Origin of the sequence: Burkholderia ubonensis (genome assembly GCF_902833085.1) — a bacterium.
Classification (GTDB): domain Bacteria; phylum Pseudomonadota; class Gammaproteobacteria; order Burkholderiales; family Burkholderiaceae; genus Burkholderia; species Burkholderia ubonensis.
In genome coordinates, this window is the sequence record NZ_CADFEB010000014.1 from 203,385 (window position 1) to 212,917 (window position 9,533).

Sequence of the window (9,533 nt, forward strand, 5' to 3'; positions counted from 1 at the left end):
CGCACCCTTACTTCTTCTTCGTTTCTTTGAGGATCACAACCTCGTCGGAATAGCGCACGCCCTTGCCCTTGTACGGCTCCGGCGGACGGTAACCGCGGACTTCCGCAGCCACTTGACCGACTTGTTGCTTGTTGATCCCCTTGATCACGATTTCGGTTTGCGTCGGGGTTTCAGCCTTGACGCCTTCCGGCATCTGGTGCACCACCGGGTGCGAGAAACCCAGCGACAGGTTCAGCTTGTCGCCTTGCGCTTGCGCACGATAACCGACGCCAACCAGCGTCAGCTTGCGCTCGAAACCCTTGGTCACGCCGTGCACGGCATTCGCGATGATCGCGCGCATCGTGCCCGACAGTGCATTTGCTTCGCGGCTTTCGTCCGCCGGCGACAGGTTCAGCGTGCCGTCGTTGTTCGCCACGTTCACGAGCGGATTGATCGCTTGCGTGATGGTGCCCAGCGGGCCCTTGACGGTGATCGCACCGTCGGCCAGCTTGACTTCCGCGCCTTGCAGCGCGATCGGGCTCTTACCTACTCGAGACATGTTCCTCTCTCCTTTCGGTTAAGCGACGTAGCAGATGACTTCGCCGCCGACGCCCGTAGCGCGCGCCTTGCGGTCGGTCATCACGCCCTTCGGCGTCGACACGATTGCCACACCGAGGCCATTCATGACCTGCGGAATGTCGTTACGGCCGCGGTACACGCGCAGGCCCGGCTTCGACACGCGCTCGAGGCGTTCGATGACCGGACGGCCAGCGTAATACTTCAGCGCGATGTTCAGTTCTGCCTTCGCGCCTTCAGCCTTCACCGCGAAATCGTCGATATAACCTTCGTCCTTCAGGACTTGCGCGATTGCAACCTTGACCTTCGACGAGGGCATCGCGACCGATACCTTCTCGACCATCTGCGCGTTGCGGATGCGAGTCAGCATATCGGCGATAGGATCACTCATGCTCATTTATGTTTCTCCTATTACCAGCTCGCCTTGGTCAGGCCAGGAATCTCGCCACGGAATGCGATTTCACGAATCTTGTTGCGCGCGAGGCCGAATTTACGGAACGTACCACGCGGACGGCCCGTGATCGCACAGCGGTTGCGCTGGCGGGTCGGGTTTGCGTTGCGGGGCAGTTGCTGCAGCTCCAGGCGTGCTTCGTAGCGCTCTTCTTCCGACTTGCTTTGGTCTTCGATGATCGCCTTCAGCGCTTCGCGCTTTGCTGCGAACTTCGCGACCAGGCGGGCGCGCTTCTTTTCACGTTCGATCAGTGCCAGTTTAGCCACGGTAACCTCAGTTTCTGAACGGGAACTTGAAGCTGGCGAGCAGAGCCTTTGCTTCGTCGTCGGTCTTCGCAGTCGTCGTGATGCTGATGTTCAGCCCACGCAGCGCGTCGATCTTGTCGTAATCGATTTCGGGGAAAATGATCTGCTCTTTCACACCGATGTTGTAGTTGCCGCGGCCATCGAAAGCACGGCCCGACACGCCACGGAAGTCACGCACGCGGGGCAGGGCAACGGTCACGAAGCGGTCGAGGAATTCGTACATCGCACGACCACGCAGCGTCACCATCGCGCCGATCGGGTAGCCCTGGCGGATCTTGAAGCCTGCGATTGCCTTGCGCGCCTTCGTCACGACCGGCTTCTGACCAGCGATCTTCGTGAGGTCGCCGACGGCGTTCTCGATGATCTTCTTGTCAGCGATCGCTTCGCCAAGACCCATGTTCAGCGTGATCTTGGTGATGCGCGGCACTTCCATGACCGACTTGTAACCGAACTTCTCGATCAGGCCGGGCACAACCTTTTCTTTGTAAAACTCTTGAAAACGAGCCATTTTTTACTCCGCTGCGTCAGGCGCTCAGTACGGCACCGGTCGTCTTCAGGAAGCGAACCTTCTTGCCTTCCTCGACCTTGATGCCAACACGCGACGCCTTGCCATTCGCGTCGACCAGTGCGACGTTCGAAATATGCAGGGGCATCGTCTTCGCTTCCACGCCGCCCGTCGTACCCTTCATCGGGTTCGGCTTCACATGCTTCTTGACGAGGTTGATACCTTCAACCGTCACATGCTCAGCACCGACAGCCAGCACGACGCCGCGCTTGCCCTTGTCCTTGCCAGTGACGACGATCACTTCGTCACCTTTGCGAATCTTGTTCATCGCGACTCCTTACAGCACTTCCGGCGCCAGCGAAACGATCTTCATGAATCGTTCGCTACGCAGCTCACGCGTGACCGGCCCGAAGATACGGGTGCCGATCGGCTCGAGCTTGTTATTCAAAAGCACAGCGGCGTTGCCGTCGAACTTGATCAGCGAGCCGTCTTGACGGCGAACACCCTTGGCGGTGCGGACCACCACGGCGTTGTAGATTTCGCCTTTCTTCACGCGCCCGCGCGGCGTTGCCTCTTTGACGCTCACCTTGATGATGTCGCCAATGCTGGCATAACGACGCTTCGAGCCGCCGAGCACCTTGATGCACATGACTTCACGTGCACCCGTGTTGTCGGCTACTTCGAGCCGAGATTCGGTCTGGATCATGGTTTGTCTTTCCCAACTTAATCCGGATGCACCACCATGATGCATTCGGTCAGTCTTGGTCCCGTCAGCCAATCGGCTGCTTGGGTTGGAACAGCAGCGACGGCAAACGAAACCCGCCATCGCAATTCGGTGAATCTTTCGGAGCAGGCTGGCGCCTGTCCGCTTCCCCCACCAACTTCGCCCGCGACGGGGCTCCCATAAAGAGGGAAGACCGGGATTATAACAAACAATCCCGGTCACGCAAGCAAAAACTTTGCGATTTCAAGCACTTCGTGGAGAAGTGCCTGCTACTGCTCTACTGCTCGACCCGCTTAGATGACGCGGGCGGCTTCGACGAGGCGCGACACCGTCCAGGCCTTCGTCTTCGAAACAGGACGGGTTTCCTGGATTTCGACGAGATCGCCTTCGTTGCAGGTGTTCGCTTCATCGTGCGCGTGGTACTTCTTCGAGCGCACGACATACTTGCCGTAGATCGGGTGCTTGACGCGGTGCTCGATCAGCACGGTGACGGTCTTGTCCATCTTGTTGCTGACGACCCGACCGACCAGCGTCCGCTTCAGCGAGGTTTTCACGCTATCGTTCATTTCTGGTTCGCCTTCTGAGTCATGACGGTCCGCACACGTGCGATGTCGCGACGAACCTTCTTCAGCTGGCTCGTGTTCGTGAGCTGCTGGGTCGCGAGTTGCATGCGCAGGCCGAATTGCGCCTTCAGCAGGTCCGCCAGCTCCTTGTTGAGCGCGGCCTGGTCTTTCTGGAGAAGTTCGGAAGCCTTCATGTTTTCTCCTTAGGCGCCGAGCTGACGCACGATGAACGCCGTCTTCAGCGGCAGCTTCGCTGCAGCCAGACGGAACGCTTCGCGTGCCAGTTCTTCGGTTACGCCGTCCATTTCATACAGCATCTTGCCCGGTTGAATCTCGGCGACGTAGTACTCCGGGTTACCCTTACCGTTACCCATACGTACTTCGGCCGGCTTCTGCGAAATCGGCTTGTCCGGGAAAATGCGAATCCAGATGCGGCCGCCACGCTTGATGTGACGCGTCATGGCACGACGCGCCGCTTCAATTTGACGTGCGGTCAAACGACCGCGACCGATCGCCTTCAGGCCGAATTCACCGAACGACACCGCGTTGCCGCGCGTCGCCTTGCCGGTGTTACGACCCTTCTGCTCTTTGCGATACTTCCTGCGTTTCGGTTGCAGCATCGTTATTCTCCAGTCTTGCCGTCTTCCGGCTTGCCGGCGCCACGGCGCGGTGCGCCACGGCGAGCACCCGGAGCGCCGCCTTCGCCGTCACGGCGCGGACGACGGTCGCCCGGACGCGCATTGCGACGCGGACGCTTGTCTTCGGCTACTTCTTCCACCACCGGCGCGTCGTTGCGGCCAAGGGTATCGCCCTTGTACACCCACACCTTGACGCCGATGATCCCGTAGGTCGTCTTCGCTTCCGAAGTCGCGTAGTCGATGTCGGCACGCAGCGTGTGAAGCGGCACGCGACCTTCGCGATACCACTCCGTACGTGCGATTTCGATACCGTTCAGACGGCCGGCGCTCATGATCTTGATGCCCTGGGCACCCAGACGCATCGCGTTCTGCATCGCACGCTTCATCGCGCGACGGAACATGATCCGGCGCTCGAGCTGTTGCGTGATCGAGTCAGCGATCAGCTGCGCATCGGTTTCCGGCTTGCGGATCTCTTCGATGTTGACGTGAACCGGCACGCCCATGCGGCGTTGCAGTTCCGTCTTCAGCTGTTCGATATCCTCGCCCTTCTTGCCGATGACGACACCCGGACGCGAGCTGAAAATCGTGATGCGCGCGTTCTTTGCCGGACGCTCGATGACGACGCGGCCGACCGAAGCGTTCTTCAGCTTCTTCTTCAGGTATTCACGAACACCGATGTCTTCCTTCAACATCGCCGCGAAATTGTTGTTGTTCGCGTACCAGCGCGACGCCCAATTGCGGCTGACAGCCAGGCGGAAGCCAGTCGGATGAATTTTCTGTCCCATCGTATGGCTCCTTAATTCCCGACCGTCACAGTGATGTGACAGGATTGCTTCTCGATGCGGTTACCGCGGCCCTTGGCGCGCGCGGTGAAACGCTTGAGCGATGCAGCCTTGTCGACGTAGATGCTCTTGATCTTGAGCTCGTCGATATCGGCGCCTTCGTTGTGCTCCGCATTCGCGATTGCCGACAGCACAACCTTCTTCACGATGCCAGCCGCCTTCTTCGGCGAGAACGTCAGAACGTTCAGCGCCTTGTCGACCGGCAAACCGCGGATCTGGTCAGCCACAAGGCGCGTCTTCTGCGCCGAGATGCGGGCACCGCGATGAATTGCTTTCACTTCCATCTTGATTGCCCCTTATTTCTTGGCCTTCTTGTCGGCCGCGTGACCCTTGAACGTCCGGGTCAGTGCGAACTCGCCAAGCTTGTGGCCGACCATGTTTTCCGAGATGTACACCGGAACGTGTTGACGGCCGTTGTGAACGGCGATCGTCAGACCGATGAAATCCGGCAGAATCGTCGAGCGACGCGACCAGGTCTTGATCGGTTTTTTGTCGCGCGAAGCTGCAGCCGCCTCAACTTTCTTCAGCAAATGGGCGTCGCAGAACGGACCTTTTTTAACAGAACGTGCCATTGCCTACTCCTTAACGCTTGTGACGGCGCTGGACGATCATCGTCGTCGTGCGCTTGTTGCTGCGGGTGCGATAACCCTTCGCCGGCGTGCCCCACGGGCTCACCGGGTCGCGACCTGCAGCCGTCTTGCCCTCACCACCACCGTGCGGGTGATCAACCGGGTTCATCGCAACGCCACGCACCGTCGGGCGGATACCGCGCCAGCGGTTTGCGCCGGCCTTGCCGATCTGGCGCAGGCTGTGCTCTTCGTTGCCGACTTCACCGATCGTTGCACGGCACTCGATGTGCACGCGGCGGATTTCGCCCGAACGCAGGCGAACCTGCGCGTACACGCCTTCGCGTGCGAGCAGCATTGCCGACGTACCAGCCGAACGCGCCATTTGCGCGCCCTTGCCCGGCAGCATCTCGATGCAGTGGATCGTCGTACCGACCGGAATGTTGCGGATCGGCAGCGTGTTGCCTGCGCGGATCGGCGCTTCCGAACCCGACATCAGCTGCTGGCCGACGGTCAGACCCTTCGGAGCGATGATGTAGCGACGCTCGCCATCTGCGTAGAGCACCAGCGCGATGTTCGCGCTGCGGTTCGGGTCGTACTCGAGACGCTCGACCTTCGCCGGAATGCCGTCCTTCGTGCGACGGAAATCGACGATACGATAGTGCTGCTTGTGACCACCGCCCTTGTGGCGCGTGGTGATGTGGCCGTTGTTGTTACGGCCGGCGGTCGAGCTCTGCGTGTCGAGCAGCGCCGCGAACGGCTTGCCCTTGTGCAGATTCTTGTTGACCACCTTGACCATCGCGCGGCGACCCGGCGATGTCGGTTTGACTTTGACGATTGCCATGGTTAGTTGGCCTCCGCTTCAAAGTTGATTTCCTGGCCGGGCTTCAGGCAGACGTATGCCTTCTTCACGTCCTTGCGGCGGCCCATCGAACGGCCGAAGCGCTTTTGCTTGCCCTTCTGAACCAGCACGTTGACGGAATCAACTTCAACCTTGAACAGCAGCTCGACAGCCGCCTTCACTTCCTGCTTCGTGGCATCCGGCGCGACTTCGAACACGACTTGCTCGTTCTTGTCGGCAACCAGCGTCGCCTTCTCGGAAATCACCGGTGCGAGCAGGACCTGCATCAAACGATGATCGTTCTTGCGAATCTCGCTCATGACAGCAACTCCTCGATCTGGGCGACCGCAGCCTTCGTGACCAGTACTTTCTTGAAGTAGATCAGCGACAGCGGGTCGGCATAACGCGGCTCGACAATTGCCACGTGCGGCAGGTTGCGCGAAGCCAGGTACAGGTTTTCGTCGACCGTGTCGGTGATGATCAACACGGAATCGAGACCCATGGCCTTGAACTTGTCGGCCAGCAGCTTGGTCTTCGGCGCTTCGAGAACGATGTCCTCGACGACCGACAGACGGCCTTCGCGGGCCAGCTGCGAGAAGATCGAGCAGAGACCTGCGCGATGCATCTTCTTGTTGACCTTGTGCGAGAAGTTTTCTTCCGGCGAGTTCGGGAAGATACGACCACCGCCACGCCACAGCGGGCTCGACGACATACCGGCACGAGCGCGGCCCGTACCCTTCTGGCGCCACGGCTTCTTGGTCGTGTGCTTGACCTGCTCACGGTCCTTCTGCGCGCGGTTACCCTGGCGAGCGTTCGCCTGGTAAGCAACGACGACTTGGTGGATCAGCGCTTCGTTGTAGTCACGGCCGAACACGACGTCCGACGCGTTAACCACTGCACCTTCCTGACCATTTGCGTTCAGGAGCTTGAGTTCCATTATTTCGCCCCCTTGGTCTTCACGGCCGGCGTCACGAAAACCTTGCCGCCCTTCGCACCCGGAATCGCGCCCTTGACCAGCAGCAGCTTGCGCTCTGCGTCGATACGAGCGATTTCGAGGTTCTGCACCGTTACCGTCACATCACCCATGTGACCCGTCATGCGCTTGCCCGGGAACACGCGACCCGGATCCTGCGCCATACCGATCGAACCCGGCACGTTGTGCGAGCGCGAGTTACCGTGCGTGGCACGGCCGGAGGAGAAGTTGTAACGCTTGATCGTACCGGCGTAGCCCTTACCGATCGACACGCCTTGCACGTCGACCTTCTGGCCCACTTCGAACAGGTCCGGACCAACGATTGCGCCGTTCGACAGCTCAGCTGCCTTGGCCGCATCGATGCGGAATTCCTTGAGGATTTCACCGGCTTCGACACCGGCTTTGGCAAGATGACCTGCCAGCGGCTTCGTCACGCGCGATGCACGACGGGAGCCGAATGCAACCTGCACGGCCGTGTAGCCGTCGGTTTCAACAGTCTTGATCTGCGTCACGCGGTTGTCCGACACGTCCAGCACGGTGACGGGAATCGAATCCCCTTCAGCCGTGAAGATACGGGTCATACCAACCTTGCGACCTACGAGTCCAAGGCTCATCGTTTTCTCCATTCCCGACTGCGATTGGTCGGGGCTGATTTACAAAATGCCGGGCACGCAAGGCCCGACTTTTTTACGCAAATACGCGAAAAGCCTAGCATTATAGCCGGGCCATTCGTTTTCTGCAAGCAATCAAAGACTTAGCACCACCCGGCTGGCCGGGCGGCGCCGGAAGCCTTACTGCAGCTTGATTTCCACGTCGACGCCTGCCGGCAGGTCGAGCTTCATCAGCGCGTCGACCGTCTTGTCCGTCGGATCGACGATGTCCATCAGGCGCTGGTGGGTACGGATTTCAAGCTGGTCGCGCGACGTCTTGTTGACGTGCGGCGAACGCAGGATGTCAAAACGCTGAATGCGCGTCGGCAGCGGCACCGGGCCACGGACGATTGCGCCAGTCCGCTTCGCCGTGTCGACGATTTCGGCAGCCGATTGATCGATCAGACGATAGTCGAAAGCCTTCAGGCGAATGCGGATTTTCTGTTGCTGCATGACGATTCCTTGAAAAGAGCGAGGCGATATTGCATCGCCGAACACCAAAAGAACGCGAAACCCGAAGCCTGCGGGGAGCGAGGCGCCGGATTCCGAACGGTACTTCCACTGCTAAGCCCGCGATTCTACACGAAAAAAATAAAGCGGTGGTGCGGGTTTGTCGCCGCCCGCAACGGAGCGCCGGAAAAAACAAAACCGGGTGCCGGCACGAGCCGGGCACCCGGTTTCGGCGGTACAGCTGCGTACCGCGGAATCGCAGGCCCCGCCGGGGCCCGCGGATCGTCGATATTACTCGATGATCTTGGCGACGACGCCCGCGCCGACGGTACGGCCGCCTTCGCGGATTGCGAAGCGCAGACCTTCTTCCATCGCGATCGGTGCAATCAGCTTCACCGTGATCGACACGTTGTCGCCCGGCATCACCATTTCCTTGTCCTTCGGCAGCTCGATCGAGCCCGTCACGTCCGTCGTACGGAAGTAGAACTGCGGACGGTAGTTGTTGAAGAACGGCGTGTGACGGCCGCCTTCGTCCTTGCTCAGCACGTACACTTCAGCCGTGAAGTGCGTGTGCGGCGTGATCGAACCCGGCTTCGCCAGAACCTGGCCGCGCTCCACGTCTTCACGCTTCGTGCCGCGCAGCAGGATACCGACGTTGTCGCCTGCCTGACCTTGGTCCAGCAGCTTGCGGAACATTTCAACGCCCGTGCAGGTCGTCTTCACCGTCGGCTTGATACCGACGATTTCGATTTCCTCGCCGACCTTGACGATGCCGCGCTCGACACGACCCGTCACCACCGTACCGCGGCCCGAGATCGAGAACACGTCTTCCACCGGCATCAGGAACGCGCCGTCAACTGCACGCTCCGGCGTCGGGATGTACGTGTCCAGCGCGTCTGCCAGGTTCATGATCGCCACTTCACCCAGCTCGCCCGTGTCGCCTTCCAGCGCCAGCTTCGCCGAACCCTTCACGATCGGCGTGTCGTCGCCCGGGAAGTCGTACTTCGACAGCAGTTCGCGAACTTCCATCTCGACCAGCTCGAGCAGTTCAGCGTCGTCCACCATGTCGCACTTGTTCAGGAACACGATGATGTACGGAACGCCAACCTGACGCGCCAGCAGGATGTGCTCACGCGTTTGCGGCATCGGGCCGTCTGCTGCCGAGCAAACCAGGATCGCGCCGTCCATCTGCGCCGCGCCCGTGATCATGTTCTTCACGTAGTCAGCGTGGCCCGGGCAGTCGACGTGTGCGTAGTGGCGGTTCGCCGTTTCGTACTCGACGTGCGCGGTGTTGATCGTGATACCACGTGCCTTTTCTTCCGGCGCCGCGTCGATCTGGTCGTATGCCTTCGCTTCACCGCCGAACTTCTTCGTCAGCACGGTCGTGATCGCCGCCGTCAGCGTCGTCTTGCCGTGGTCAACGTGACCAATCGTACCAACGTTCACGTGCGGCTTGGTCCGCTCGAATTT

General features: G+C 60.1%; 18 protein-coding genes. All 18 read right to left on the reverse strand.

The genetic code is table 11. From position 1 onward, the window contains the following. Positions 1 to 7: 7 nt before the first annotated feature. Positions 8 to 538, reverse strand: coding sequence for a 50S ribosomal protein L6 (rplF, locus tag HWX31_RS33380; RefSeq protein ID WP_059558296.1), 531 nt, complete (start codon positions 536 to 538; stop codon positions 8 to 10). A gap of 18 nt (positions 539 to 556) precedes the next feature. Next, positions 557 to 952, reverse strand: a complete 396-nt coding sequence (rpsH, locus tag HWX31_RS33385) for a 30S ribosomal protein S8 (protein ID WP_034183605.1) — start codon at positions 950 to 952, stop codon at positions 557 to 559. Between the two features lie 14 nt (positions 953 to 966). Then, a complete protein-coding gene (gene rpsN / locus HWX31_RS33390; protein ID WP_006400648.1) occupies positions 967 to 1,272 on the reverse strand; it encodes a 30S ribosomal protein S14 in 306 nt (101 codons plus the stop codon). Between the two features lie 7 nt (positions 1,273 to 1,279). Further along, positions 1,280 to 1,819: a 50S ribosomal protein L5 gene (gene rplE, locus HWX31_RS33395; RefSeq protein WP_006482882.1), complete on the reverse strand. Its 540-nt coding sequence runs from the start codon at positions 1,817 to 1,819 to the stop codon at positions 1,280 to 1,282. Positions 1,820 to 1,835: 16 nt separating this feature from the next. Continuing rightward, positions 1,836 to 2,144, reverse strand: coding sequence for a 50S ribosomal protein L24 (gene rplX / locus HWX31_RS33400; RefSeq protein WP_006477187.1), 309 nt, complete (start codon positions 2,142 to 2,144; stop codon positions 1,836 to 1,838). A 9-nt stretch (positions 2,145 to 2,153) separates the two neighbouring features. Further along, positions 2,154 to 2,522 (reverse strand): 50S ribosomal protein L14, encoded by a 369-nt coding sequence (rplN, locus tag HWX31_RS33405; protein ID WP_004197951.1) that lies wholly within the window; start codon positions 2,520 to 2,522, stop codon positions 2,154 to 2,156. 311 nt (positions 2,523 to 2,833) lie between these two features. Next, a complete protein-coding gene (gene rpsQ / locus HWX31_RS33410; protein ID WP_006752928.1) occupies positions 2,834 to 3,106 on the reverse strand; it encodes a 30S ribosomal protein S17 in 273 nt (90 codons plus the stop codon). Beyond that, on the reverse strand, positions 3,103 to 3,297 hold the full coding sequence (gene rpmC, locus HWX31_RS33415; RefSeq protein ID WP_006400652.1) for a 50S ribosomal protein L29: 195 nt from the start codon (positions 3,295 to 3,297) through the stop codon (positions 3,103 to 3,105). The genes rpsQ and rpmC overlap by 4 nt, the downstream gene beginning before the upstream one ends. A gap of 9 nt (positions 3,298 to 3,306) precedes the next feature. Then, entirely contained in the window at positions 3,307 to 3,723 is a 417-nt protein-coding gene (gene rplP / locus HWX31_RS33420) for a 50S ribosomal protein L16 (RefSeq protein WP_006482873.1), read from the reverse strand. Between the two features lie 2 nt (positions 3,724 to 3,725). Then, on the reverse strand, positions 3,726 to 4,526 hold the full coding sequence (gene rpsC / locus HWX31_RS33425; RefSeq protein ID WP_084899906.1) for a 30S ribosomal protein S3: 801 nt from the start codon (positions 4,524 to 4,526) through the stop codon (positions 3,726 to 3,728). A gap of 11 nt (positions 4,527 to 4,537) precedes the next feature. Next, entirely contained in the window at positions 4,538 to 4,867 is a 330-nt protein-coding gene (rplV, locus tag HWX31_RS33430) for a 50S ribosomal protein L22 (protein WP_004199272.1), read from the reverse strand. 12 nt (positions 4,868 to 4,879) lie between these two features. Then, positions 4,880 to 5,155 carry a 30S ribosomal protein S19 gene (gene rpsS / locus HWX31_RS33435; RefSeq protein ID WP_004199273.1) on the reverse strand — a complete coding sequence of 92 codons (276 nt, stop codon included), beginning with the start codon at positions 5,153 to 5,155 and terminating at the stop codon, positions 4,880 to 4,882. A 10-nt stretch (positions 5,156 to 5,165) separates the two neighbouring features. Continuing rightward, positions 5,166 to 5,993: a 50S ribosomal protein L2 gene (gene rplB, locus HWX31_RS33440; protein ID WP_026045041.1), complete on the reverse strand. Its 828-nt coding sequence runs from the start codon at positions 5,991 to 5,993 to the stop codon at positions 5,166 to 5,168. Between the two features lie 2 nt (positions 5,994 to 5,995). Next, a complete protein-coding gene (gene rplW, locus HWX31_RS33445) occupies positions 5,996 to 6,310 on the reverse strand; it encodes a 50S ribosomal protein L23 (protein WP_009687194.1) in 315 nt (104 codons plus the stop codon). Then, the gene (gene rplD, locus HWX31_RS33450) at positions 6,307 to 6,927 is read right to left on the reverse strand and encodes a 50S ribosomal protein L4 (RefSeq protein ID WP_059759910.1); all 621 of its coding nucleotides are present in this window, start codon (positions 6,925 to 6,927) and stop codon (positions 6,307 to 6,309) included. The genes rplW and rplD overlap by 4 nt, the downstream gene beginning before the upstream one ends. After that, positions 6,927 to 7,577, reverse strand: coding sequence for a 50S ribosomal protein L3 (rplC, locus tag HWX31_RS33455; RefSeq protein ID WP_059759922.1), 651 nt, complete (start codon positions 7,575 to 7,577; stop codon positions 6,927 to 6,929). The genes rplD and rplC overlap by 1 nt, the downstream gene beginning before the upstream one ends. A gap of 177 nt (positions 7,578 to 7,754) precedes the next feature. After that, positions 7,755 to 8,066, reverse strand: a complete 312-nt coding sequence (rpsJ, locus tag HWX31_RS33460) for a 30S ribosomal protein S10 (protein WP_004199280.1) — start codon at positions 8,064 to 8,066, stop codon at positions 7,755 to 7,757. Positions 8,067 to 8,354: 288 nt separating this feature from the next. After that, a partial coding sequence (tuf, locus tag HWX31_RS33465; protein ID WP_244143914.1) for an elongation factor Tu occupies positions 8,355 to 9,533 on the reverse strand: 1,179 nt, incomplete at its 5' end.